Origin of the sequence: [Phormidium] sp. LEGE 05292 (assembly GCF_015207735.1) — a bacterium.
Taxonomy (GTDB): domain Bacteria; phylum Cyanobacteriota; class Cyanobacteriia; order Cyanobacteriales; family Aerosakkonemataceae; genus Floridanema.
On the sequence record NZ_JADEWG010000101.1, the window covers coordinates 1 to 24,425 of the forward strand.

Consider the following 24,425-nt stretch of genomic DNA (forward strand, 5'->3'; position numbering starts at 1 on the left):
CACCACCACCGCCACCGCCACCAGTTCGGGGTCTTTGGTAATTACGAGTGGATTTGGTGTACTAAATTCCAGAATTGGTTGAGAAGTGATACCGTCAATTACAAAGGCGGTGTCACTTCTTATTTTTGCGGGAACATCAATCAGTTTGTAGCAAACTTCAAAAGAAACGATATAATCCCAACTGAGTTTGTAGGTTTGTAGTAATGACTTTAGTCGATCGCAAGGATGGGGTAGTGAAAATTAATTTGGTGGATCAACTGCGACTGAGTGTGGCAGTTTCAACTGCAAATACAATTACTTATATAATTCGATCGCTCAAGCTAGGTGCAGCAAGCGTTCTACCAGGAGAAATTGCTAGTCGAATTCAACCTCGAATATTATCTTTGTTAAGTCGCCAAGTTAAGTACGGCGTAATTATGATTGCGGGTACAAATGGTAAAACTACAACTTCGCGGTTGCTGCGAAAAATGTTAGAAAATCAAGGTTGGCGAGTTGTACATAATGAAGCTGGCGCGAATTTAGAAAATGGTTTAGCGACAGCGTTAATTGAACGGACTAATTTATTCGGTAAGTTAAAGGCAGATTACGCGATTTTAGAAGTTGATGAAAATGTAATTCCCAAGGTTTTACCGAAGATTCAACCGAAGTTTATTTTGTGTTTGAATTTGTTTCGAGACCAATTAGATAGATATGGGGAAGTTGATACGATTAGTCAACGTTGGTCAAAAGCGATCGCGCCTCTCCCCCCAGATACAGTGGTAATTGCTAATGCTGACGATCCGACTTTATCTCATTTAGGACAAAATTTAACGCAGAAAGTTTTGTTTTTTGGCTTAAGCGAACCGCAATATTATTTAGATGAAATTCCTCACGCGGTAGATTCGATTTATTGTCCGAGTTGTGGTGAATCTTTAAATTATCAAGGTGTTTACCTTTCCCATTTGGGTGATTTTGATTGTCCGAATTGTGGATTTAAAAAGAGTAAAGTTAATATTGATAGTAGTAAATGGCCGCAAATTTTGATCGGACTTTACAATAAATACAATACCTTAGCTGCTACGTTATTAGCGCAACAAATTGGCGTTGCAGAAAGCGTAATTTTAGAGACAATCAAAACTTTTGAAGCTGCTTTTGGACGTGCAGAAGAGTTAGAGATTTCGGGTAAGAAAGTGCGGATTTTGTTAGCTAAAAATCCGGTGGGAATGAATGAGACAATTCGCACGGTAAATGAGATTAAAAAAGCTGGTGGTGCATCGACTACTTTGATGGTTTTAAACGATCGCATTCCCGATGGTACTGATGTTTCTTGGATTTGGGATGTCGATACGGAAAAGTTGGTTGCATCAGGGGGAAATATTGTGGTTAGTGGCGATCGCGTTTACGATATGGCGTTACGGATTAAATATAGCCAAACTAACGGGAACAATGGCTGTAAATTAATCGTCAAGGAAGATTTGTCAGAAGCGATCGCTACCGCATTAGAACACACTCCTGTTGGTGAAACTTTACACATTTTACCAACTTATTCGGCAATGCTAGAAGTGCGAGGATTGCTGACAGGTAAACAAATCCTTTAATTTTCCCAGAGTTATTTATGCAAATCACTTTCTTAGCTAACTTATTATTAGGTGTTGTCGTTGCTTGGCAAAATCCCAACTTGTTTTTAATCTCCCAATCTGCACCAACAGAATTAAAAAAACAAGTAACATCTAATCAAAAAAGTTGTAATATTTACGCTTACGTAATTGATAAAGATCCTCAAGGTTTAAATGTTCGCCCTAACCCGAATACTAACGGGGAAGCGTTGAAAAAATTGCCGACAAATACAGATGGAGTATTAGTTGATATTGTTGCTTCTCAAGGAAATTGGGTAGCAATTAATAAAGCTGAAGATGCCAACGGTAAACTACTTTTTCAAGGCAAAGGTTGGGTTTACGCTTCAAAATTAGGCACTAGTACTCGCGGTTATGATAAAAAGAAAGTTAAGGTTTATGCTAGACCCGGTGGTGTCAGAAAGGAAGTCGGCACAATTCCTTCTAATACGCAAGTAACGTTGTTAGGATGTCAAGGTAAATGGGCATTTGTTGGTTATCAAAAACTTCAAGGTTGGTTAGCAGTTGACGATCAATGTGGTAATCCTTTAACTACTTGTTCTTAATTTTTGAACCGCTCCAGGCGCAGAGGACGCAGAGAGAAGAGAAGAAAGAAGAAAAATATATGAGTAAATCAAAGTTACCTTTAATTTCATCTGTGTTTATCTGTGTTCATCTGTGTTTCATCTGTGGTTTAATAGAAAATACTTCTGTATTAGCCAGAAACCCGGTATTAAAGAATATTAATATTAATGTAAGAAGAGCGATCGCACTTGTTCCAATTTCTCGACTAAAAGCGATCGTGCGTTTGCAAAATATAGAACTACCACCGCCAAAAGTGTCAGGCGAAGCGACATTACCAATACGGTTACTTGAAGGCGGACAAGTTTGGACAATTGACTTAAAATTAGGCGAAAAATCGGCAAGATATTTGGTAGATACTGGTGCAGCAACTTCGATGATTGCAACGCAATTAAGCAGAGAATTAAACTTAAAAGGAACTTCCATTCCCGGAGAAAGAGTGCAATTTGCTGTTGCGGGTAATGATTGCTTAAATATGGATGCTACCTTGTATCGTTTACCAACTATAAATGCTCAAACTGCCCAAATCAATGATTTAATGGTTTTAGAATTATCAAAAACCGTAATTCCTGACGGATTAACGGGGGTTTTGGGAATGGATTTTTTTAGACAATTTGATTTAATAATTAATCCCCAAAAACAACAATTACAACTTTTGTCACCTTCCCAGTTACCAATAGCAGAAAAAACCCGCGCCATTCCCCTCCAAGGTAAACTAGGAGTTATGTTAGCAGAAGTAGAAATTAACGGGAAAGGGCCTTTTACCTTTTTAATTGACACAGGTGCGGAAAGTATTTTTATTTCTCAGGAAGTTGCGGATAAATTAGCGATCGCTTCTAGTAAAATGCAAGATATCAGCGTGCAAGGTTTTTGCGGTTTAGAACCTGCAAAATCGCTCACACTTGACCAAGTTAAAATGCAAAATTACCAACTAAATAATCTGGAAGCAGTGGTTTTAAATACTTCCGTGCTGAAAGTGCTTGCAGTTGACGGAATTTTAGGGCAGAATTTCTTAAACCAGTTTATCCAACACTGGAGATTTGAACAACCAGTAAACGGCAAATTTCCCGAAAGAGGTAGTTTAGTTTTAACCCCATTAAAAACACAATGAACAATCAACAGATGGAATTAAAAATTGGCTGGCTTTATCCAACATTGATGAGTACTTATGGCGATCGCGGAAACGTCATCTGCATTCAACAACGCGCCCAATGGCATGGATTTAATGTACAAGTAATTCCCCTAGATTTGCAAGCATCAGTAACAGAAATTCATCAAGTTGATTTGTTAGTTGGTGGCGGGGCACAAGATAGACAACAAGAAATCGTTATGCGCGATTTAAAAGGTGCCAAAGCAACAGCATTGCGGGAAAAAATCGAAGCAGGAACCCCCGGAGTTTTTACCTGTGGCGCACCACAATTATTAGGTCATTATTATGAACCTGCATTAGGTCAAAGAATTGAAGGTTTAGGATTATTTGATTTTGTAAGTAAGCATCCTGGGATAGATGCAAAACGCTGTATTGGTAACGTAATTTTTGAAATTACTGCATCGAAATTAGCCGAAGAATTAACCGCATTGTTAGGTAAACCACCCGTAATTATTGGTTTTGAAAATCATGGTGGAAGGACTTATTTAGGCAAAGTAGAAGCGTTAGGAAAAGTAATTAGCGGTTACGGAAATAATGGCGAAGATGGCATGGAAGGCGCATTTTATCATAATGCGATCGCTACTTATTCTCACGGCCCAGTTTTACCAAAAAATCCCTTTTTAGCTGATTGGTTAATTAAAACAGCTTTACAACAGAAATATCAGACAAATGTTGAATTGCAATTATTAGATGATAGGTTAGCAATGCAGGCGCGGGAAGCAATGTTTAAAAAGTTGGGAGTTAGTGAATTAGCAGCTTGAAAGAAATACGTTCCTGTCCGTTGTAAGCACTTCAGTGCTTTGATTGAGGAAAGATACGACTGAAGTCGCTACAACGAACCTAGTTCATTGATTAACTAATTAATTTAAACTCTTGCATTGCTGGCAAAAAGTTATGATTTTCATGACTGGGACGGCTAAGTTTAATTAAAGCAAAACGCTGCACTGGTGACAAATTTTCCCATTGTTCAATTGTAATATTTATCCCTTCTTCTTTAGCTTTTTCTAACACATCAATAGGAATAGTTTTACCATCCATCCAAGCGGGATGTTCTTCAAGAGGTAGTTCGGAAGCGGCTGTACCAGTTTGTTTAATTACTAATTGTTGGAGAAATTCCCGGTAGGTTGTTATTTCATTTGCGGTTGCACAAGGTAAGTCTACCAGTGCTTCTCTTTCGGCTAAATTAAAATGATTCCAATGGGATAATTTTAACTTGATTCCGCAAGTGTCCAATTTATACCTGACAACCATAGGAATGCAGCGTAAGTTATTAACAAAATCTGCCTCGAACTGAAAGAATTTAGTGTTCATCATGGGATCTCTTATTCATAAAGCGAACGATCAAGTAACTAATTGATAAAGCCAAAATAGCGATCGCCAAACCAATCAATTCTAATCCATCAACTTTATCTAAATCTAAAATAATGATTTTTCGAGCTACAGCCACTAAAGAAGTGATAATAACCAGTTCAACCTGAACAGCATGATTTTTCAAGTATGCTGTAATATTTTCTAATAATTCTAGTGCGATTAAAATATTCAGAAAAAAGCCAAATATTTTAATAACAGTGGTCGTAAAAAAACCTACTGGGTGATGAAATAAGTCTTCCCATAAATAAATAATTAAATCTACGACTGAAACTAAAATAACTGCCACCATTGCCAAGGAAAGGATTTTGGAGACTAGGCTTTCTATAACTTTGATAAAACCTAGAAACTCCTCATCGCTACTCATACGTTTGACTTGTTTGGCTAAATCCCTGAAAAATCCCATCGTTTACGTCTGTGATTTAGACAATTAGATAGAAGGCGATGCTGAGAGCATACTGGATTTTGGGGACTTGAGTAAAGTATCAGCAGAGAGATTATCTGCTGTAACCTTTGCCAATTGTACGGCGCAGGCTTTTAGTTCCGGTTCCAAGGAAATTGGACAAGGTTCTGGATGGGTTAAAACATTGGCTTCTGCGTCTTTTGCCCAAAGTGCGCCCCAGTGCATGGGGACGAAGACTGTTCCAGGGGCAATTGCTTGGGTGACTTTGGCGGGAAAACGGGTGACTCCGCGACGACTCCGTACTTGGACTAATTCTTCATCTTGAATCCCCAATTTTGCGGCATCACGGGGATGAATTTCGATGAAGGGATGAGGGTGCATTTGGGTGATTTTCTCAATTCTTCCGGTGCGAGTTTGGGTGTGCCAATGTCCGTAAAGTCTGCCTACAGTTAAAACGAGGGGATAATCTGGGTCTGGTGGTTCGGCTAATCCGCGAGAGTGATATGCTGCAAAGCGGGCGCGTCCGTCGGGGGTGTGGAAACGATGGTCGGTGTAGAGTCGGGCGGGTGCGCCTTCTAATAAATTACCATCAGCGGGATGAGGCCATTGTTGGGGGCCTTGAGTGTTTAATTTTTCGTGACTTAACCCTGTCATGTCGCAGGGCCGCCCTTTGGTTAATTGGGCAAATTCGGCATAAACTTCGGCAGAATTAGTAAATTTAAATTGTTCGGTAAAACCTAAACGTCTGCCAACTTCGGCGAAGATTTCCCAGTCAGCTTTGGTTTCTCCTGGGCGGTCGCGAAACGCTGAACAAAGTGTAACTCGCCTTTCCGAATTTGTCATGGTTCCTGTTTTTTCACTCCACTGGGCAGCGGGTAATAAAACATGAGCATAAGCTGCGGTTTCTGTGGGGTAATAGGCATCTTGATAGACGGTGAAAGGCGATCGCAACAATGCTTTTTTAGTCCTTTCTAAATCTGGCATACTCACCGCCGGATTTGTTGCCGCAATCCATAAAAATCCCACTTCACCAGTTTCTAAACCTTTAATCATTTCCCAAGCAGAAAGACCGGGTTTAGCAGCAATTCTTCCTGAGGGAAGTCCCCACAATTTCTCGACTTCGGCACGATGTTGGGGATTTTTTACTAACCGATAACCTGGGAGAATGTGACATAACCCGCCTGCTTCTCTACCACCCATTGCATTAGGTTGTCCAGTCAAAGAAAAAGGCCCTGCCCCAGGTTTACCGATTTGTCCAGTCATTAAATGTAAGTTATTAATTGTCTGAACTTTGGCAGTTCCTTCCGAAGATTGATTAACACCCATTGACCACATCGACAACACACTGTTTGCTTGTCCCCAATAACGGGCGGCGGTTTCTAAATCTTCTTGTTTAATGCCGCATTTGTTAGCAACATATTCGGGAGGATATTTGCTAATTACTTCTGCATAAGCCGGGAAATTTGCCGTACATTCATCGATAAATTGATGGTCAACATATCCCCAACGTAACAATAAATAAGCAATTCCATTCAATAAATCTATATCAGTTCCAGGTTTAATAGCTAAGTGTAAATCTGCGGCTTCGGCTGTGGTTGTCCGACGCGGATCGACGACAATCATTTTCACTTTGCCGTTGCTTTTTTTATGAGATTTCCGTAATCGGTTAAATATAATTGGGTGACATTCAGCGGTGTTAGTGCCAATTAAAAACGCGCAATCTGTAAGTTCTAAATCATCATAACAACAAGGTGGGCCATCAGCACCAAAACTTTGAATATATCCCGATACTGCTGAGGACATACAAAGTCGAGAATTGGCATCAAAATTGTTAGTACCAAGACAGCCTTTCATAAGTTTTTGGGCAACATAATAATCTTCAGTTTGGAATTGCCCAGAACCATACATACAAATAGCATCTTCGCCTTGAGTGTAGCGGACTGTTTGAATTCTGTTAACTATGGCGTTGAGTGCTTCTTCCCAAGTTACGCGGCGAAAAGGTTGGTCTAAAGTTTCTCGCATCATGGGATAAAGTAAGCGGTCTTTGTTTAAAGATTCGGCAATTGTTGCACCTTTAACACATACCATACCTTGACTTGAAGGGTGGTTGCGATCGCCTAACACTTTCCAAATAGGAGATCCTTGACTGTCTCTATTTACAGGTTTTCCTGGTTGTGCTGGTGGAGACACTTCTAAACCACAGCCTACACCACAATAGGGACAAAGTGTTTTTGTTGAGTCAGTCATAACCTTTTCGCTGTAATTTGGTAGTTGGTAGTTGGTATTTGGTAATTGCTAATTGGTGATGGGTAATTGGTAATTTTTTCCCATTACTTATTACCTATTAGCTATTACCTATTCACCGTTTATTATTCTTCTTCTGGTGTGTAAATTAGTCGAGGAAGAGGTTGAGTTGCTGGCGCTTCCATTGCTGATTCTTCAGCGTAATGTGCTGCAAAAGAACCTTTGGGTTCTTTCAAATAGAAGGCGCATAGTAGGCAACAAACTAATGCAGAGATTCCCATTGTGGTAAACAAAGTGGGGGCATCAGTTAAGCTAAAAACTGTGAGGAATACCACGCCACCGAAGTTACCATAAGCGCCGACATTGCCAGAAATTTGTCCGGTAATTTCCTTTTTAATTAAGGGAACTATTCCGTAGGTTGCCCCACATCCAGCTTGGGCGAAGTAAGCAGAGAACATGGTAATTGCGATCGCCATTGGAATTGACCAGCTAGCATTGATACTATGGGCTAATAAATAACCAATTCCCACTCCACCTGCAATAGCTGTCATAGTCCATTTCCGGCTACCCAATTTATCAGAAATTAACCCACCGCTAGGACGAGAAACTAAGTTTAAAAACGGGTAACTAGCAGCAATCATTCCAGCTACAACGTGCTCCAAAGAAAAGGTTTTTTCAAAAAACCCAGGCAACATGGAAACTGCTGCTAATTCAGAACCAAAAGTAACTACATAACACAATTCTAATAAAGCAACTTGGCGAAATTCATAACGTTCAGCAGGTTTATAAGTTTTGTGTCCTTGTAAAAGGTCTTTGTTCACTTCCCAAGCTTTCAAAGTTTGATAAGCAAACAAGAAACCTAACAGCAACCAAACCAATACCATTTGTTCAACATTGAAAAAGTGAATTTTTGGTTGTGCTAACCGCCAAGCTAATAAACCAAGGGCAAAAATTAACCCAAAATTTGACAGAAGCATTGCATAATAACTGCGAACGCTGGTTACTTCCATCGCCCCACTTTTCTTGGGTTTTCTGTAGGTTAATCCAGCCGGAGTATCTTGTACATTATGATAATAAATCCAGCCATAAATTGCGGCAACTATGCCTGTTAATGCGATCGCTAAACGCCAATTAGTTGCGCCACCACCTAAAAAAGCAGTAGAAAGTGCAATTGTTGGTAAAGCAAATTCTGCACCAAATGCGCCAAAATTACCCCATCCACCATAAATACCTTCTGCAATTCCAATTTCTTTAGGTGGGAACCATTCTGACACCATGCGAATCCCAACTACAAACCCCGCGCCAACAATTCCCATCAGCAAACGACTGACGACTAATTCACCAAAATTTTGCGACATTGCTGTTGCCAAACATGGTACAACTGCAAACATTAATAAGGCTGAATAAGTAATCCGGGGGCCAAATTTATCTAGTAACATCCCAATAATAATCCGGGCTGGGATTGTTAAAGCCAAATTACATATTAATAAGGTTTTAATTTGGGCTTCTTCTAGCTGTAACTCTTTCCCGATCGTAGTTGCGAATGGCGCAAAATTGAACCAACATACAAAGGTCAAGAAAAAAGCGAACCAAGTGAGGTGTAATATCTTGTATCGCCCTTTCAAAGACCACATTTCTTTCAACATGATATTCTTCCTTTATAAATATAGTAAGAGCGTAAAATTCAGTAAGTAAAGGTAGAGGCAAGATATCAAAGATATCTATCTTGCCTTAACCAAAATGCGATTGGCTTATCGCAAACCTATCAGTTAATTAACTTTGGCTAGTGCGGAGTGTTGCGCCAAATTGGTTAATCAACAAATCGAGTAAAACTGGCTTCAAATCTTCACAGGGAATACCTTTTTTTACACAAGTTCCTAAATGGGCATCTTTACCAACCGTTCCACCCATATAAAGGTCAACGCCTTCAACAGTTTTACCATCTTTTCTCACTTTAGTTCCCATCAAACCAATGTCAGCAACTTGAGGTTGTCCACAAGAATTTGGGCAACCAGTCCAATGAATTCTTACAGGTTTGGTTAGCATTAATTCTGCATCCAATTCCTTAATCATTGCTAAGGCGCGATTTTTAGTTTCAATCAAGGCGAAACCGCAGAATTGTGCCCCGGTACAAGAAACTAATGCCCGATTTAAAGGTGTCGGATTGATGCTAAATTTTTCTAAAATTGGTTCAGCTAAAAATGCCTCTAGTTTGGCATCCGTGATATTGGGAATAATTAGATTTTCTTCAACTGTCAGGCGAATTTCTCCAGTGCCATAAACATCTGCGATTCTGGCAAGTTCAAACATATCTGGGGCAAATAAACGCCCAACGGGAATATGTAAGCCAACAAAGTTTAAGCCTGGTTGCTTTTGTTTGTAAACGCCGATATGATCGCGTTTTTCCCAAACAATTTCGTCTTTGGCTGCTGCTTCTGCCAGAGGTTTCCCCAATCGGTTTTCAACTTCCGTGCGAAATTGTACTAAACCGATTTCATCTATTAACCACATTAACCGGGCTTTTTGCCGATTGGCGCGTAAACCTTGGTCACGAAAAACTTCTAAAATTGCTCTGCTTAATGCGAGAACATCGCTAGGAGGAACCCAAGCATTTAAGGGAATAGCGGCATCACAACGTTTAGCAGAAAAGAAGCCGCCAACTAATACATTAAAACCAAAAGTTTCGTTTAAAAATGCGGGAATAAAAGCAATGTCGTTGATTTCAGCGTGAACGGAATTGTCTCGACATCCAGCGATCGCAATATTAAACTTCCGGGGTAAATTGGTAAACTCTGAATTACCTTCACCATGATTAGTAATCATGTCTTGCACTTGTTGGCAAAGTTCTCTGGTATCGAATAATTCATCACCATCAATACCCGCCACAGGCGATCCGGTAATGTTACGAACATTATCCATTCCTGACTGCACGCTGGTTAAACCAACGGCTTTCATTTTGCGGAAAATGTCCGGTACATCTTCGATGCGAATTCCCCGTAATTGTAGGTTTTGTCTGGTAGTAATATCAGCGTTTCCATCGCTACCATAACGTTGGACAATTTCCCCTAAAACCCGCATTTGTTCGCTGTTAATGATGCCGTTTGGTAAGCGCAAACGCATCATAAATTTTCCGGGAGTCACAGGACGGAAGAAGATTCCCAACCATTTTAACCGATGTTCGCGATCGGTTTCATCCATCGCTTCCCAACCAATCCGGGCAAATTCTTCTAACTCTGCTTTGACTGCTAAACCGTCTTTTTCAGCTTTGAATTTTTCAAACTTATTCTGGGTGCTGGTTGTTGGTGGTGTGATAGTACTTGTCATCAGTTATTCCTCCACTTAGTCCCTTTTATTTATCTTCAAATCCGTAACTTAAGTTATTTGCTCAATCAATTAAAACCTGGATGACTTAGATAATATTTTTCGTTTCATGCTATTCGGCTAACAAGGCTTAGTTTGTAAATTTTGTTACAACTTTCTAGTTTCTGTCTAGTAAATCTATCTTTAGACAGAACGTTTCTTTTGGTGACAGGATATTTCATAAACAAAGGATAAAAAACTGCTGCATTAAAGAAAGTTTTATTTGATTTTGTAAAACTTTTCCTTCTGTTTAAAGCCCACTACATTTCATCGATTCCATTGAATTCCTAACCTTACGTACTTCAGTTTAGAGAATGAACAGAGGTAAAAGGTATCTTTAGTAACAAAATATCTATTTTTATGAATAAGTTGCATGAATAAATTGCTGTTTTTACATGATTTGGGTACTGGGGACTGGGGACTGGGAGAGTTTTGAGTTGTAGGGGCGGGTTTAGCAGACAATTTTATGTTCACAGCTGAAGAGTTAATAAAAAAACCCGTCCTTACAGAAATTCCCCTTGTCACCCAATACTGCTCGGTTAAAGGCAAGGGCGAAGCATTCGGGCAGAAAATCTAGGTTTTGGGCCATAATTTTTGACCCGAATGCTGATGCCTCCGGCACGCTACGCGAACGCCCCTACAGACCAAAAACTTGCTTAACCGAGCAGTATTGCCTTGTCCCCTTGTCCCCAGTCCCTAGTACCCAGTCCCCAGTACCTACTCAACGTGGGCAAAACGCCGGAAGAGGAAGTCTAGGGCGTAGTTCCGCAGTTCGTAATATTGAGGATCTTCCATGATTTGGGCGCGATCGCGTGGACGAGAAAAAGGAATATCCATGACTTCGCCAATGTTGGCGGCTGGGCCATTGGTCATCATGACTAAGCGATCGGCAAGGAACAATGCCTCATCAATATCATGGGTAATCATCAATACTGTAGTGCGGTGTTCTCGCCAAATACTCAATAATTCTTCTTGCAATTCTTCTTTAGTAATGGCATCCAACGCGCCGAAAGGTTCGTCTAAAATGAGGATTTCAGGACGGATAGCTAAAGCGCGGGCGATCGCAACTCTTTGCTTCATTCCACCTGATAGTTGATGCGGGCGTTTGTGGGCGGCTTCTGTTAATCCCACCATTGCCAAATGTTCTTCAACAATTTCGTGTTTTTCGGCTTTAGATTTGTTCGGAAAAGCAGTTTTTACTGCCAAGTAAACATTTTCATAAGCAGTTTTCCAAGGCAAAAGGGCGTAATTTTGGAAAACCATCATGCGATCGGGGCCAGGTTTTGTAATTAAATTTCCCCGCAATCTAACTTCGCCCTCAGTTGGTTTATTAAAACCAGAAACCATGTTCAACAAAGTAGATTTGCCGCAACCGGAGTGACCGATCACACAGACAAACTCTCCTTCATAAACGGTGAAGTTAACATTTTCTAAAACCGGATACAACCCATTAGGAGTAGGGTAAGTTTTGGAAACTCGATCGATCACCAAAAAAGGTTCACGATTAATTGGTTCTTTGAGTTGAATTTTAGCGGTATTGCTAGTTTGCATGGTGGTTATTAGTTATTGGTCATTTGTCATTTGTTGTTGGTCATTTGTTATTGGTCATCTGTCATTTGGAGTAATTATTAACCAATAACCAATGACAATTTAAGCTGCTTCTGTTCTAGAATCATCAATGATAATTTCTTGAACGCGGATTTGTCTGTGAATTGTCAGGCGTTGTAAATAACCGATCGGATCGTCAGGATTAAACACCATGCGATCGAACAATTCAAAACATTGGCGATCGGGTTCAATATCTGGAAATCCTACCTGACGCGCCGCTTCACCATATAAATCTACTCGACGCACTCTTTCTAAAATTTCAATCCAATTTTTCGGGAAAGGAGTGATACCCCAACGGGCTAATTGAGTGAGAATCCATAAACCTTCGACTCTTCCTGGACAGTTAGTATTATTGAAGTGAAATTGATTAAATCTGGGCAAAAGTTGCGGTACTTCATCAGTACCTTTGTTGTAAGCAGTTAAGAAACCTGGGCGGGTATATTCTAGTGCAGAACCAACATATTGAGGACGACAAATTAATCCTAAAATTTCTTCTCGATTGCGGCGATCGTCACAATATTCACAAGCTTCTAACAACGCTTTAACTAAAGCAATGTGAGTCTGAGGATATTGATTTACCCAGTCTTCGCGCATTCCTAGAACTTTTTCTGGATGTCCTGCCCAAATATCTAAATCAGTGGCAATTACATAACCTAACTTTTCGTGAACTGCGCGAGAATTCCAAGGTTCACCCACACAATAACCATCAATATTTCCGGCTTTTAAATTAGCAACCATTTGCGGTGGCGGAATCACGGCTAATGTCATGTCTAAGTCAGGATCTATCCCACCAGAAGCTAACCAATAACGCAGAATTAAGTTGTGCATAGAAGCATTATGCACCATACCCATTACGTGACTCTTTTGCGGAGTTTCGGCAATAGTTTCTTTTAAATCTGCTAAATTTCTTACTCCTTGGTTATAGAAACTTTTGTTCAAAGTAATAGCATTGCCATTGCGACTAAGAACTAAAGCAGTAACAATTGGTACTCCCGTTTCGCCACTTCCTAAAGTCATAGCTAAAGGCATTCCGGCAACCATTTGGGCTGCATCTAAACGACGGGTAGCAACACCTTGGGCGATCGCTTTCCAACTAGGTTCTCTCACTAATTTGACTTCTTCAAATCCATGTTTTTTGAAGAAACCTTTTTCTTGGGCAACTACTAATGGCGCACAATCTGTTAAAGGAATAAAGCCAATTTCTAAATTAGTTTTTTCTAAGCCTTTGCTAGAAATAAATGCTTTACCTGAAGCTGGTACTGCGGGCTTGTCTTGCTGTTTTGCTTTCCGCCTTTTATCCCGTTTCTGTTGATTTAAGAAGTAAATCATTTCGTTCCGCATTGAGTAGTAATTGGGATGATTTACTACTTCTAAACGATGGCGAGGACGGGGAATTGAGACTTCTAAAATTTGACCAATGTGGGATTCTGGCCCATTGGTTAACATCACAATACGATCGGATAATAACAATGCTTCATCCACATCATGAGTTACCATCACGCAGGTAACGTGGCTTTCTTCACAAATCTGCATTAATTGTTCTTGTAAGCCACCCCTAGTTAAAGCATCTAATGCGCCGAAAGGTTCATCTAATAATAGTAATTTAGGACGAATTGCTAGGGCACGGGCGATCGCAACTCTTTGTTTCATCCCTCCAGATAATTCACCGGGACGTTTATCTGCGGCGTTTTTTAAACCTACTAAATCAATGTGGTGTTGAACAATTTCTTTGCGTTCAACCGCAGTTTTTTCTTTTAAAACTTTGTTCACTGCGAGGGTGATATTTTGCCGGACAGTTAGCCAAGGTAGCAAAGAATAATTTTGAAATACTACCATGCGATCGGGCCCTGGCTTTGTCACTTCTCGCCCTTCTAAAATGATGCCGCCTTTCGTCGGACGATCCAAACCTGCAATCATATTTAACAGGGTAGATTTACCACAACCAGAATGTCCAATTAAGGAAACAAATTCGCCTGGTTTAATTTTTAATTCGATATTTTTTAAGGCAATGTAACTACCGCCATTTGCTAGGGGGAAAATGCGATCGACGTGATCTACTTCAAGAAATACTGACATGGTGATTTGTAGTGGGTAGTTGGTAATTGGTAGTTGGTGATGGGGGACTAGCTAGGGACAAGGGGAAATGTCTTAACTCAAAACTATCTAATACCAAATCCGGGTTAGTTACTCCCGATATCTTTTCCCTCTTTCCTCTGCGTTCTCTGCGCCTGGAGCGGTTCATTTATAAAGAGGGTTTTTTACCCGGATTTAGTATAACTCCCCAAACTCTCCCTAACTCAAAACTCAGAACTCAAAACTTTATTTCTGTTCTGCTGGGACTGCAATTGAGGCGATATAGGCAACTAATCTATCTAGTAATAAGCCAACAATGCCTACATAAATTAAGGCTAAAATCAATTGGCTAATTTGCGAATTGTTGTAAGCATCCCAAATGAAAAAGCCGATTCCTACGCCACCGACTAACATTTCTGCGGCAACAATTGCCAACCAAGATAAACCAATACCAATTCTTAAACCAGTAAAAATATAAGGAACTGTCGCCGGAAACAGAATGTTTAAGAAATAATCTTTACCGGACAGTTGCAAAACCCTGGCAACGTTTCTGTAATCTTGAGGTAACTGTTGCACTCCGACCATTGTGTTAATAATAATCGGCCAAATAGAAGTAATAAAAATTACGAAAATTGCTGAAGGTTCGTTTTGATTAATAGCAGCTAAGGCAATGGGCAACCAAGCTAGAGGCGGAATCGTTCGCAAAACTTGGAAAATTGGGTCTACTGCTTCATAGAGGAATTTGTTTGCGCCAACAACAATGCCAACAAAAATACCAACAATTGCCGACAAAGAAAATCCTATAGCCACCCGTTTGAGACTAGCAATTATTTGTAATCCTAAACCTTTATCGTTGCCGCCATTATCAAAAAAAGGATTGATAATGTAAGGATTAAATGTGTCATTAAAAACTTGAATTGGCCCTGGTAATCCTTTAGAACCAGGAGGACAAAGGAGTTGCCAAATTACTAGAAAAACGACGATCGCAACGAGTGGGCGGATAATTTTATTTGAGTTCTTGCGCCAAAGTTTAGTAAAGCTATTTTGGGAAGGGCGACGATAAATTGTGCCGTTAGTTCTGGATGTCATGCTGTTTCCTTCGATTGGGTGTTAGGTAGTTGGTAGTAGGTAATTGGTAATGGATGTGCTTTGATTACCCATTACCGAAATCAACGATTAAGCTTTCTTAATTTTTAGACTCTTCAAGTATGCTTGCGGATTTATTGGATCGAATGTCACACCATCGAAGAATGTTTCAATTCCGCGAGATGTACTAGTAGGAATTTGGGCTTCGGGAACTGCGATCGCTTTAGCGGCTTCTTTCCACAAATCTTCCCGGTTCACTTGATCAATTAATTGCTTAGTGTTAGTATCAGCCGGAATATATCCCCAGCGCATATTCTCGGTTAAAAACCACAAATCATGACTCTTATAAGGATAAGAAGCGTTATCAGCCCAGAATTTCATTAACAATGGACTATTTTGCACAACTGGACGACCATCGCCGTAATCAATGTTACCTTTGGAACGTTCAATAATATCTTTTGCAGGTACGCCAGTCCACTTTTTCTGAGAAAGAATTTGGCACATTTCTTCTTTATTTTCTAACTTATCGCACCATTGTTGAGCTTCCAAAACTGCCATTAATAATGCTTTCGCTGCTTTCGGGTGTTTATCTACCCAATCTTGGCGCATTGCAAAAGCTTTTTCAGGATGATCTTTCCACAACTCACCCGTTACTAATGCACTGTAACCTAAGCCTTGGTTAATTAATTGCGCGTTCCAAGGTTCTCCAACGCAGAAAGTTTCCGTATTTCCAGTTTTCATATTAGCTACCATTTGCGGCGGCGGAACAGGAATTACAGAAATATCTTGGTCAGGATTAATACCACCAGCAGCTAACCAATAACGCATCCAAAGGTCGTGAGTTCCACCGGGAAAAGTAATTGCTGCTTTCAGGTCATTTTTACCAGCAGATTTAGCTTTACTGAAAGCATCTTTTAACCCTTTGCTATCTAAACCAACTTTAAATTCTTTGTAGTTATTAGCAATAGAAATCGCTTGTCCGTTAGTATTTAACCGCGCCAAAATATACATTGGGACTGGCTGTTTAGTTTTGGTTTGTCCCAAGGTCATAAAGTAAGGCATCGGGCTTAAAATATGTGCGCCGTCAATCCCACCACCAGCAGAACCTGTTTCCAAATTATCACGAGTTACAGGCCAAGATGCTTGTTTGAGAACTTCCACATCTTTCATGCCGTACTTGTCGAAAAATCCCTTTTCTTTGGCAATAATTAAAGGTGCGGAATCAGTTAAAGCAATAAATCCTAATTTAGCTGTTGTAACTTCTGGTGCATCAGCAGGATTGACGTTGACTGCTGGTACTGCACTTGGGGAAGCATTAGTATTAGTGTTAGTGTTTGCTGTCGTGTTGGTATTAGTGTTGGCAGCATTATTTGTCCCTGAAGTACAACCATGTACTAATAAAGTTCCGGCGGCGGTAATTCCTGCGGTGAATAAAAATTTTCTTCGGGAATATTTGGACATTTGCTTTAACTCCGGTCGTGAAATTAGTGATAGTGAGAGAAATTTTTCCTGCTAAATTCCGGGCTAGCAAAATTTAGCTGAATTGTAGTTATTGCTGCTAGGAAATTCAGTAATTTAAGATGCAAAATGAGAATTAATACCAAATCCGGGTTAGCTACCCCCGTTATCCTTTTCTTCTTCTTTCTTCGTGTTCTTCGTGTCTAAGTGCTACGCACCGCTACGCGAACGTGGTTCCCTCCAAATCCCTAAAATTGGGTAATGAACCCGGATTTAGTATAATTGGCAAATTATGACTTGATTTCAGCATCGAAATGTTTAATTAATAACTCGCGCAGTACGGGCTTTAAGTCTGGTAATCATGTCCCGCACTTGCTGGACTAATTCCCTGGTAAAATTTACAAGGCGTAACTGGGCGGAAGAATACTCCCAACCATTTCAGCCGATAGTCTCGATCGCCTTTTTCAATTGCCTCCCAGCCGATTTTGGCAAAGTCTTCTAGTTGAGCTTTGACCGCTAAACCGTCTTTTTCGGACTTAATTTTTTCAAATTTGTTCAGATTTGCGGTTGCTGTGGCTACGGATACCATTTTCTCTTCCTTTGGGTGATTGCCTTGGTTTTAGTCCTCATATTTATTAGAGGTATTAGGCAACGTTGTCTTCGATTGGCTGTTCGTTGGTAATAAACTATCCGGGATGATTGTGAATTTTCGTATCAGTTTTTACAAATTATTGCGTTAAATGAAGTTTTTTCATGGTGACGATGCTTTTTTTACATGGGAGATTAGCGATCGATCATCAATTGCAAATCTTGAATAATCTCGATTCAATAAATACATTGATCGCACATTAGCGTAACAACCTATACAAAATTTCCCTAATAGGTAACTTAACCTTGGGGGTAGATAGGGGGACAAGGGGAAATATTTCATGTTACGTTCTGGTACTTTTGATAATTCTGGTTTCTATTCACGTCAGCAATTTTTCGGTATTTTGGTGCAGCCTGTTTCACATTGGCTAGCATCTTTACAAGTGAAAGAAGCAAAACTTGCCCACTTTTTATGTAAATTAATTCCAGCGCATTGTATGTTTGAGCGAGATATAAAATTATTAGGACGAACTTTATTTCATATCCCCGCACTCTGCAAGCTGAACCCGTTTTATATTCAGTTAGTGGAATTGCGTTTTCGGGCTTTATGTTTTTTGGCGAATGACTGTGGCGAAGATGTTTCTCAATATTGCCGCTAGCGCCAGAATGCGCCAAAGAAAAAAGGCTTTTTTGTTCAGCTTTTCACCTTTTTTTTAACTGATTTCTTTATTTCTGCCACGCAGCACTAGCTTAAGTTTGAGACATTGTTGTTAGCAATTAAAAGGGAGTTTAGGAAGTTGGATTTTTTAGCCAAAGCGACGATCGCAGCAGCACAAGAAAATTGGTCATTGCTAAACCAATGTCTACAACATTTGCTACAGTCAAAAACTTTAGTGCCAAGTAATCATCAACAAATTTTGCATTGGGCTTTAGAGATTTTAACTTGGGGTGATTTTCAGGATCGCTGGGATGTGGCGAAGATTTTTCCTGGTTTGGGTAAACAGGCGATCGCACCTTTAATTAGTATTTTGCAAGATGAAGAAGCAGATGAAGAATTATGCTGGTTTGCAGCGAGAATTTTGGGTGAATTTAATGACTCAGCAGTAATTTCCGCTTTGGTTGAGTTGTTAAAAACTTCAGAAAGTGAAGAATTAACTGCTATGGCAACGACAGCTTTGGCTAATCAGGGAAAAAATGCCATTGCTGCTTTAACGGAATTGTTAAATCAAGAAGAATGGCGACTTTTATCAGTGAGAGGACTTGCCCATATTCGCACCAAAGAAACTATTACTCCTTTATTATCTGTGGTGAATGAATCAAATGTATTAGTCAGGACAATAGCAATTGAAGCTTTGGGTAGTTTTCACGATCCGTTAATTTTGCCTGTGCTGTTAGCTGCTTTAAAAGATGTGGCGGCGAGTGTACGAAAAGAAGCGGTAATTGCTTTGGGTGTTCGCAGCGATCTAAAAGATCAGTTAAATTTAGTCAAGATTTTAAAGCCTTTATTGTGGGATTTTAATCTGGAAGTTTGTCAACAAACTGCGATCGCTTTAGGACGTTTGGGAACTGATGAAGCTGCTGAGGCTTTGTTCTCTTTGTGGGAATCAAAGGTAACACCTCTACCTTTACAATTACAAGCAATTCGGGCTTTAAGTTGGGTGGAAACACCACAAGCGATCGCATATTTAAAACAAATTTTTCAGCAAGATTTTGCGGTAAATGCTCAACAAATCGATTCTCAATTATTGATTTGGCAAGAAATAATTACTGTTTTAGGTCAAGTGCAAGCTGCTAATTTAATTCCCATGGCTACGCAAGATTTAATTGAATTGTTAAATTCCTCACATCCGGCAATAGATTTGCCGGAAATTCGCCAAAACATCGCTACTAGTTTAGGTTTGTTGGCAGATCCCCAAGCTGTAGATTCTTTGCAATCTTTGTTGTCCGATCGAGATGCAGTGGTGCAGTTACACGCGATCGCAGCTTTGAAAAAGTTTCCTTGTGTGACTCACGAAGCCATCCCTTCGGGAATCGGTCAGTTTTAGAGTTTTTGAATGGATTATTAATAACTTTGAGGAAATTTTAGGTTATAATTAAAAAATCATAACATAGATTTTAAATCATGAAAAGTAATTTGTTAAATGAACCTGGAGAAAATTTATCTGAATTAACTTACTCAGTAATAATTGAACAAGAAAACGAAGGCAAATATAAAGCTACAGTATGGGGGTTAGCGGATTTTCAAGCAACTGGAAATACAAAAGAAGCAGCGTTAACAAATATTAATTAGCTTTTAACAGCAAGGTTAAAAAACGCTGAAATTGTTGTACAAGAAATGGCTTTGCCTAAATCAGAAAATCCTTGGATAAAGTTTGCGGGAATGTATAAGGATAATCCTCTTTTTAATGAGATGATTTCTGAAATGGAAGCTTATCGAAGCGAAGTCGATGCAGAAATGGAGGAATATTACCGGAAAATTGATGCGGAGGATAACAAGTGAGTTTGTGGATACTCGATACCGACTGTCTGACACTTTGGCAAAATGAGCATCCAGTGGTAAAACAGCGAGTTAGTCGAGTTAATTATCAAGAGATTGCCATCACAGTTATTTCTGTGGAAGAACAAATGCGAGGGTGGCTTAATATTATTAGAAGATCTTCGCAATCCGATCGACTAATCTGGGCTTACAAAGGTTTACAAGGCTGAACACTTAAATAAAACCCTGAAGGGAAAAATCAGCAAGTTTCTTGAACTTTAAATGAAATATAGTTCGATCGCGTAGCGTGCCGTAGGCATATCGCACACCCTCTCCAATCCTTCAACCAAAGTGCGATCGCAGTTACCATAAAAATACAGTAGGGACACAGCATCATTAAAACTTTTATCTGTCACAATATATCTATGATGCTGTGTCCCTACCTTAATTAAAAAACCTCTAAATTTTACTTATGCTTCCGACAATAACTGACAAAGTACATTGGACAACTGCCGACTTGGAACTATTCCCCAATGATGGCAAACGTTATGAAATAATTAATGGAGAATTATTTGTGACAAGAGCACCTGACTGGAAACATCAAGAAGTCTGTGTGAAAATTGCTACTGAGTTAGAAATCTGGTCAGCTCAAACTAATAGCGGTAGAACAGCTTTTGCTCCAGGTATTATTTTTACAGATGCAGATAATGTAATTCCTGATGTCGTTTGGGCTAGTAAAGAAAGGTTAGCAGAAATATTAGATGAAGCTGGACATTTAACAGGTGCGCCAGAATTAATTATCGAAGTTCTCTCACCCGGAGAAATACAAGAAAGAAGAGATCGGGAATTAAAATTAAAACTATATTCATCTCAAGGAGTTCGAGAATATTGGATCTTCGATCGCAAACAAATCCGAATAGAAATTTATCGTCGAGAAAATGGAATTTTAAGACTAGCTGTTACTTTATATAGAGAAGATAATTTAACCAGTCCTCTTTTACCTGGATTTATTTGTCCTGTGGAACGGTTATTTAGCAGCGTGATTCAGGGGAGTTAGTGCGTGCGATCGCATAAAATAAACAAAAGTGGCAAAAACCTCATAAATACTGAGTTTCTGCCAATCAATTAATGTTGAACTTACCTGCTAGCTAATATTTAAGCTTTTAAAGCTATCCCATTTTCTGAGCTTTTTTCTCAACTTGATTTCTCTTGCAAAAAAACGCTAGTCCTGTGACTACAGCGAGTCCAATGATTGTAGTAGGCTCAGGTGTTTTTTTAGTGTAATTGTAAGAGATATTGACTCCTGCACCAGCGTATGTACTCACAAAAGAGCTTATGTTACCCGAACCACTAAAATTTGATGTAGCTTCAGCAGAGAGAAAATAGTTGACAATTCCAGTACCGATGAAAGGGGTTAATTCGGCATCAGTAAAAGTTTTACTTCCAGAGCCTTCGGCTGTTAATCCTTCCAAAGTTTTACCAGAAGCGCCACCATAATCAGTTGTCTTATCATACCCGGCGACATTGTATTTGGACAGCAATTGCGGGTTTAACTCTAGTAGAGAAGTTCCACTAGCATCCTTTAAATTGAGCGAACCGGAAAGATCTACCGTAATGGTACTTGGTGTTTTACTCATATTTTCAAAACCTGCATTTCCTTGAATCAATCCAGTAAACGCCAGGGTTGCACTGTTGAGGATACCAAGGGATGAATTGAATTGTGGCAAAGACAAGGGTGCATCGAAAATATCTGTCAAATCTGGAGCCAAACTAGTGAAGCAACTTTGAATAGCTTCGTTTTTGGCACCGTCTACTATCGAGCAACTAAAGTCATCAGCTTTAGCGACTCCATTAGTTGCCACAACTCCCAATAATGCCGCAGTAGCAGCGATCGCATTTATCAATGTAGCTTTCATTGTTTGTTTACTCTACAATCTTTATTTTTACTATATTTTGATTTTCCTGGGTTGACATTGATATATTTGACAAATTATACTCCCCCTCTATACGTGAATCTACTTATCTAGGACTTACAAGTTGACCAAAAAATTTCTATTGTAGGACTTACGCACTCTCAGCCTGAAATTTAGATTCTCCTGGCTTTCCTGAAAAAAGAGGAACTTAATTTCCGCTTTTTTCAGGAGAACTAGGGGAGATCTCAGTACGTAAGTCTTATATTGTTACTTTTGAGCCAAAGCGATCGCCACCCCCAAAAAAATGCGACTACCCGAAAAATCCGAGTAGCCACACAACTCTTTGAAATGAAACTATTTAACTGTTTATCTAAAACCAACCGCAGCTTGCCAAACGAAAGCCAACAGTAAGAAAAACACGGGGATAATCGGGAGAACATCCACCAGTGGATCGAACGCCGAAAAAGCTTCAGGCAATTTTGCTAGTAAGAGCGCCGCTTCCATCAATTAACCTTCCTTTCCAACACAGTTTTAAGAATTGCCATATATCTTAACATGAGAGGCTTCCAAAGATGATGGTGTTGGTGCCAGCCATTCGGCAAATTCTTCTGTAAAGCTATCACGCAAAATCGCTTCTCTAATTCTTTGGGTAAACCGCACTAACTCAGTAATATTGTGAATTGACAGCAGCGTGTAAGCTAAAATCTCCCGACTTCGTACCAAATGGCAGAGATAGGCGCGTGTGAAATTTTGACAAGTATAACAATCGCAACTCTCATCTAAAGGCGTAAAATCTTCTCGAAAGCGGGCGTTTTTCAAATTCCAGCGTTCCCCACTCACCACAACTGTACCGTGACGCGCCCAACGAGTCGGAATCACGCAATCAAATAAGTCTATACCAGCTGCGATCGCTTGCACCATTTCCCGATAAGTTCCCACCCCCATCAAATAGCGGGGTTTTTCCACAGGTAACATTGGTGCAGTCGCCCTAACAATCTTCTCAATTAATTCTGGAGGTTCTCCCACACTCACACCACCGATCGCATAACCTGGAAGATCCAACCCAGTTAAAGATGCCGCAGCTTCCTGGCGCAAATCTAAAAAAACCCCCCCTTGCACAATCCCAAACAACGCTTGATCTTGACGCTGATGGGCGGTTATACAGCGTTTTAACCAGCGATAAGTCCGTTCCGTCGCCAATTCTACATCTTCTCTCGTTGCTGGATAGGGCGGACATTCATCAAACGCCATAATTACATCCGCCCCTAACGCATTTTGAATCTGGATGGATTTTTCCGGCGTTAACTCAATCATTCGGCCATCTCGCGGAGAACGAAAAGTTACACCGTTCTCAGTTATTTTACGTAATTCACTTAAACTAAAAACCTGAAAACCGCCAGAATCAGTTAATATTGGCCCATTCCAAGCCATAAACTTATGCAAACCACCCGCACTAGCTACAATTTGTTCTCCTGGCTGCAAATGCAGATGATAAGTATTCCCTAGAATCATCTGCGCCCCTGTTGCCTGCAACTGTTGTGGTGTCACAGTTTTTACAGTCGCTAAAGTTCCCACAGGCATAAAGCGGGGCGTTTCAACCTGACCATGAGGTGTCGAAAAAACTCCTGCTCTGGCTTGACTATTAGTACAACAAGCTTGACAAACAAACGAAAATCTGCTATTCAAAATATATCTTCACCTTCATCGTCAATTTGGAGATCCCACTTTGCTGAAAGTACTTGATCCACAACTGCTTCCAGGTCAGCAGCATTTAGATTAGCACTAGAATGTTCTTGCAGCAGATTGGTAAGTGGAATCAGCCGTAAGCGGCGATGGTCTTGGATTAAATCGAAATAAGATTCTCCTTCGGGAGACACTTTTAATTCCAAGTAATCAAAACTATCGACGTTGAGGTAAAGTGCATGATTAGCGATCATAGTGGAGCGTTGTGGATCGGAAAAGACCTCTAGGACATAGCCTTCACCCTGACTTTGTAGATTACCTTCTATGAAATGTAAATAACTGACATGACGCAAATCTATCAGGAGTCGCCGCATATCTAGTTTATTGACTACAATTCCGGTATCTATAATGCAAGGGGCTGGTAGCCGTTTAGAAGATTGATCGTAACTCATAACCAAAAAGCCTCTCATGTAATACAGACTTTATCTTGGCAAGGAAGTTGTATAACTAACAACAGGGGTGAAGCCCTACAGCCTTACTGAACTTTTAAAATACGAACTTTGTCACATCTGAAATTTTAGTGTTGCCAATGGGCATACTAAATTTAGAAGCCAAGAAAATCCTATTCAGTAACCCAACTAATTAGGTAACAGTTGCCTACTACGATCGCTTCGTAGTAGGATTTTTCCTTCAGATTTTCCTGAGACCTAAATTAGGTGACGAGATCATCTTATCCTAGAATTTTTCAGTAACCCATCATGATATATACCGAATTTACCGATCGACTTTTCTCGGTGATATAAAAGGGCAGGGGGACAAGGGGACAAGGGGACAAGGGGAC

The 24,425-nt window shown here is 40.0% G+C and carries 25 protein-coding genes and 1 pseudogene; 11 read left to right on the forward strand and 15 right to left on the reverse strand.

Annotation, left to right across the window (positions count from 1 at the left end; genetic code table 11):
• The 5 genes from IQ264_RS33120 to IQ264_RS22685 form a co-directional block, all read left to right on the forward strand.
• Nucleotides 1-201, forward strand: a 201-nt coding sequence (locus IQ264_RS33120) for a hypothetical protein (protein ID WP_228061742.1), incomplete at its 5' end; no start/stop codon positions are given.
• 2 nt (nucleotides 202-203) lie between these two features.
• The gene (locus tag IQ264_RS22670) at nucleotides 204-1,577 is read left to right on the forward strand and encodes a Mur ligase family protein (RefSeq protein WP_193983128.1); all 1,374 of its coding nucleotides are present in this window, start codon (nucleotides 204-206) and stop codon (nucleotides 1,575-1,577) included.
• Nucleotides 1,578-1,594: 17 nt separating this feature from the next.
• Nucleotides 1,595-2,158, forward strand: a complete 564-nt coding sequence (locus IQ264_RS22675) for an SH3 domain-containing protein (protein WP_193983130.1) — start codon at nucleotides 1,595-1,597, stop codon at nucleotides 2,156-2,158.
• Nucleotides 2,159-2,217: 59 nt separating this feature from the next.
• Entirely contained in the window at nucleotides 2,218-3,285 is a 1,068-nt protein-coding gene (locus tag IQ264_RS22680; protein WP_193983132.1) for a retropepsin-like aspartic protease, read from the forward strand.
• A complete protein-coding gene (locus IQ264_RS22685) occupies nucleotides 3,282-4,085 on the forward strand; it encodes a type 1 glutamine amidotransferase (protein ID WP_193983134.1) in 804 nt (267 codons plus the stop codon). Before IQ264_RS22680 ends, IQ264_RS22685 begins: the two co-directional genes overlap by 4 nt.
• A gap of 91 nt (nucleotides 4,086-4,176) precedes the next feature.
• Here the strand turns inward: IQ264_RS22685 and IQ264_RS22690 are convergent, their stop codons facing one another.
• From IQ264_RS22690 to nirA, 10 genes and pseudogenes are all read right to left on the reverse strand, one after another.
• Nucleotides 4,177-4,635 (reverse strand): nitrate reductase associated protein, encoded by a 459-nt coding sequence (locus IQ264_RS22690; RefSeq protein WP_193983172.1) that lies wholly within the window; start codon nucleotides 4,633-4,635, stop codon nucleotides 4,177-4,179.
• Entirely contained in the window at nucleotides 4,625-5,098 is a 474-nt protein-coding gene (locus IQ264_RS22695; protein ID WP_193983136.1) for a phosphate-starvation-inducible PsiE family protein, read from the reverse strand. Before IQ264_RS22695 ends, IQ264_RS22690 begins: the two co-directional genes overlap by 11 nt.
• Nucleotides 5,099-5,122: 24 nt before the next feature.
• Nucleotides 5,123-7,342 carry a molybdopterin oxidoreductase family protein gene (locus IQ264_RS22700; protein ID WP_193983138.1) on the reverse strand — a complete coding sequence of 740 codons (2,220 nt, stop codon included), beginning with the start codon at nucleotides 7,340-7,342 and terminating at the stop codon, nucleotides 5,123-5,125.
• 122 nt (nucleotides 7,343-7,464) lie between these two features.
• The gene (locus IQ264_RS22705; RefSeq protein WP_193983140.1) at nucleotides 7,465-8,985 is read right to left on the reverse strand and encodes a NarK family nitrate/nitrite MFS transporter; all 1,521 of its coding nucleotides are present in this window, start codon (nucleotides 8,983-8,985) and stop codon (nucleotides 7,465-7,467) included.
• A gap of 127 nt (nucleotides 8,986-9,112) precedes the next feature.
• Nucleotides 9,113-10,663, reverse strand: a complete 1,551-nt coding sequence (locus tag IQ264_RS22710) for a ferredoxin--nitrite reductase (protein ID WP_193983142.1) — start codon at nucleotides 10,661-10,663, stop codon at nucleotides 9,113-9,115.
• A 753-nt stretch (nucleotides 10,664-11,416) separates the two neighbouring features.
• A complete protein-coding gene (locus IQ264_RS22715; RefSeq protein WP_193983145.1) occupies nucleotides 11,417-12,250 on the reverse strand; it encodes a nitrate ABC transporter ATP-binding protein in 834 nt (277 codons plus the stop codon).
• Nucleotides 12,251-12,349: 99 nt separating this feature from the next.
• Complete coding sequence (locus IQ264_RS22720; RefSeq protein ID WP_193983147.1) at nucleotides 12,350-14,383, reverse strand: nitrate ABC transporter ATP-binding protein; 2,034 nt, start codon at nucleotides 14,381-14,383, stop codon at nucleotides 12,350-12,352.
• 243 nt (nucleotides 14,384-14,626) lie between these two features.
• Entirely contained in the window at nucleotides 14,627-15,469 is an 843-nt protein-coding gene (gene ntrB / locus IQ264_RS22725) for a nitrate ABC transporter permease (RefSeq protein ID WP_193983149.1), read from the reverse strand.
• 87 nt (nucleotides 15,470-15,556) lie between these two features.
• Nucleotides 15,557-16,927 carry a CmpA/NrtA family ABC transporter substrate-binding protein gene (locus IQ264_RS22730; protein WP_193983151.1) on the reverse strand — a complete coding sequence of 457 codons (1,371 nt, stop codon included), beginning with the start codon at nucleotides 16,925-16,927 and terminating at the stop codon, nucleotides 15,557-15,559.
• A 391-nt stretch (nucleotides 16,928-17,318) separates the two neighbouring features.
• Nucleotides 17,319-17,513: pseudogene (nirA, locus tag IQ264_RS22735) on the reverse strand (ferredoxin--nitrite reductase); the annotation flags it as partial.
• 340 nt (nucleotides 17,514-17,853) lie between these two features.
• On the opposite strand from nirA, the gene IQ264_RS22740 reads away from it, so the two are divergent.
• The 5 genes from IQ264_RS22740 to IQ264_RS22755 all read left to right on the forward strand — a co-directional run bounded on the left by IQ264_RS22740 (nucleotide 17,854) and on the right by IQ264_RS22755 (nucleotide 20,218).
• Nucleotides 17,854-18,171, forward strand: coding sequence for a Mo-dependent nitrogenase C-terminal domain-containing protein (locus IQ264_RS22740; protein WP_193983153.1), 318 nt, complete (start codon nucleotides 17,854-17,856; stop codon nucleotides 18,169-18,171).
• A 138-nt stretch (nucleotides 18,172-18,309) separates the two neighbouring features.
• Nucleotides 18,310-19,557 (forward strand): HEAT repeat domain-containing protein, encoded by a 1,248-nt coding sequence (locus tag IQ264_RS22745; RefSeq protein ID WP_193983155.1) that lies wholly within the window; start codon nucleotides 18,310-18,312, stop codon nucleotides 19,555-19,557.
• Between the two features lie 77 nt (nucleotides 19,558-19,634).
• Nucleotides 19,635-19,802: a type II toxin-antitoxin system HicB family antitoxin gene (locus IQ264_RS33125; RefSeq protein ID WP_228061744.1), complete on the forward strand. Its 168-nt coding sequence runs from the start codon at nucleotides 19,635-19,637 to the stop codon at nucleotides 19,800-19,802.
• A gap of 45 nt (nucleotides 19,803-19,847) precedes the next feature.
• Entirely contained in the window at nucleotides 19,848-20,012 is a 165-nt protein-coding gene (locus IQ264_RS33130) for a hypothetical protein (protein WP_228061745.1), read from the forward strand.
• Nucleotides 20,009-20,218, forward strand: a complete 210-nt coding sequence (locus IQ264_RS22755) for a hypothetical protein (RefSeq protein WP_193983157.1) — start codon at nucleotides 20,009-20,011, stop codon at nucleotides 20,216-20,218. The genes IQ264_RS33130 and IQ264_RS22755 overlap by 4 nt, the downstream gene beginning before the upstream one ends.
• 48 nt (nucleotides 20,219-20,266) lie before the next feature.
• Here the strand turns inward: IQ264_RS22755 and IQ264_RS22760 are convergent, their stop codons facing one another.
• Nucleotides 20,267-20,404, reverse strand: a complete 138-nt coding sequence (locus IQ264_RS22760) for a hypothetical protein (RefSeq protein WP_193983159.1) — start codon at nucleotides 20,402-20,404, stop codon at nucleotides 20,267-20,269.
• A 56-nt stretch (nucleotides 20,405-20,460) separates the two neighbouring features.
• On the opposite strand from IQ264_RS22760, the gene IQ264_RS22765 reads away from it, so the two are divergent.
• Nucleotides 20,461-21,045, forward strand: coding sequence for a Uma2 family endonuclease (locus tag IQ264_RS22765; RefSeq protein WP_193983161.1), 585 nt, complete (start codon nucleotides 20,461-20,463; stop codon nucleotides 21,043-21,045).
• A 112-nt stretch (nucleotides 21,046-21,157) separates the two neighbouring features.
• Here IQ264_RS22765 and IQ264_RS22770 read toward each other — a convergent pair whose 3' ends face one another.
• The 4 genes from IQ264_RS22770 to IQ264_RS22785 all read right to left on the reverse strand — a co-directional run bounded on the left by IQ264_RS22770 (nucleotide 21,158) and on the right by IQ264_RS22785 (nucleotide 24,036).
• Nucleotides 21,158-21,904, reverse strand: coding sequence for a choice-of-anchor E domain-containing protein (locus tag IQ264_RS22770; RefSeq protein WP_193983163.1), 747 nt, complete (start codon nucleotides 21,902-21,904; stop codon nucleotides 21,158-21,160).
• A 363-nt stretch (nucleotides 21,905-22,267) separates the two neighbouring features.
• The gene (locus IQ264_RS22775) at nucleotides 22,268-22,405 is read right to left on the reverse strand and encodes a photosystem II reaction center protein K (protein WP_193983165.1); all 138 of its coding nucleotides are present in this window, start codon (nucleotides 22,403-22,405) and stop codon (nucleotides 22,268-22,270) included.
• A gap of 27 nt (nucleotides 22,406-22,432) precedes the next feature.
• The gene (gene tgt / locus IQ264_RS22780) at nucleotides 22,433-23,587 is read right to left on the reverse strand and encodes a tRNA guanosine(34) transglycosylase Tgt (RefSeq protein WP_193983167.1); all 1,155 of its coding nucleotides are present in this window, start codon (nucleotides 23,585-23,587) and stop codon (nucleotides 22,433-22,435) included.
• Nucleotides 23,584-24,036 carry a hypothetical protein gene (locus IQ264_RS22785; protein ID WP_193983170.1) on the reverse strand — a complete coding sequence of 151 codons (453 nt, stop codon included), beginning with the start codon at nucleotides 24,034-24,036 and terminating at the stop codon, nucleotides 23,584-23,586. The genes tgt and IQ264_RS22785 overlap by 4 nt, the downstream gene beginning before the upstream one ends.
• Between the last annotated feature and the right edge of the window lie 389 nt (nucleotides 24,037-24,425).

Bases quoted from the DNA above. Each gene is read 5' to 3' on its own strand.
- IQ264_RS22670 (WP_193983128.1), top strand. From the start codon at position 204: ATGACTTTAGTCGATCGCAAGGATGGGGTAGTGAAAATTAATTTGGTG.
- IQ264_RS22675 (WP_193983130.1), top strand. From the start codon at position 1,595: ATGCAAATCACTTTCTTAGCTAACTTATTATTAGGTGTTGTCGTTGCT.
- IQ264_RS22680 (WP_193983132.1), top strand. From the start codon at position 2,218: ATGAGTAAATCAAAGTTACCTTTAATTTCATCTGTGTTTATCTGTGTT.
- IQ264_RS22685 (WP_193983134.1), top strand. From the start codon at position 3,282: ATGAACAATCAACAGATGGAATTAAAAATTGGCTGGCTTTATCCAACA.
- IQ264_RS22690 (WP_193983172.1), bottom strand. From the start codon at position 4,635: ATGAACACTAAATTCTTTCAGTTCGAGGCAGATTTTGTTAATAACTTA.
- IQ264_RS22695 (WP_193983136.1), bottom strand. From the start codon at position 5,098: ATGGGATTTTTCAGGGATTTAGCCAAACAAGTCAAACGTATGAGTAGC.
- IQ264_RS22700 (WP_193983138.1), bottom strand. From the start codon at position 7,342: ATGACTGACTCAACAAAAACACTTTGTCCCTATTGTGGTGTAGGCTGT.
- IQ264_RS22705 (WP_193983140.1), bottom strand. From the start codon at position 8,985: ATGTTGAAAGAAATGTGGTCTTTGAAAGGGCGATACAAGATATTACAC.
- IQ264_RS22710 (WP_193983142.1), bottom strand. From the start codon at position 10,663: ATGACAAGTACTATCACACCACCAACAACCAGCACCCAGAATAAGTTT.
- IQ264_RS22715 (WP_193983145.1), bottom strand. From the start codon at position 12,250: ATGCAAACTAGCAATACCGCTAAAATTCAACTCAAAGAACCAATTAAT.
- IQ264_RS22720 (WP_193983147.1), bottom strand. From the start codon at position 14,383: ATGTCAGTATTTCTTGAAGTAGATCACGTCGATCGCATTTTCCCCCTA.
- ntrB (WP_193983149.1), bottom strand. From the start codon at position 15,469: ATGACATCCAGAACTAACGGCACAATTTATCGTCGCCCTTCCCAAAAT.
- IQ264_RS22730 (WP_193983151.1), bottom strand. From the start codon at position 16,927: ATGTCCAAATATTCCCGAAGAAAATTTTTATTCACCGCAGGAATTACC.
- IQ264_RS22740 (WP_193983153.1), top strand. From the start codon at position 17,854: ATGTTACGTTCTGGTACTTTTGATAATTCTGGTTTCTATTCACGTCAG.
- IQ264_RS33125 (WP_228061744.1), top strand. From the start codon at position 19,635: ATGAAAAGTAATTTGTTAAATGAACCTGGAGAAAATTTATCTGAATTA.
- IQ264_RS33130 (WP_228061745.1), top strand. From the start codon at position 19,848: ATGGCTTTGCCTAAATCAGAAAATCCTTGGATAAAGTTTGCGGGAATG.
- IQ264_RS22765 (WP_193983161.1), top strand. From the start codon at position 20,461: ATGCTTCCGACAATAACTGACAAAGTACATTGGACAACTGCCGACTTG.
- IQ264_RS22770 (WP_193983163.1), bottom strand. From the start codon at position 21,904: ATGAAAGCTACATTGATAAATGCGATCGCTGCTACTGCGGCATTATTG.
- IQ264_RS22775 (WP_193983165.1), bottom strand. From the start codon at position 22,405: ATGGAAGCGGCGCTCTTACTAGCAAAATTGCCTGAAGCTTTTTCGGCG.
- IQ264_RS22785 (WP_193983170.1), bottom strand. From the start codon at position 24,036: ATGAGTTACGATCAATCTTCTAAACGGCTACCAGCCCCTTGCATTATA.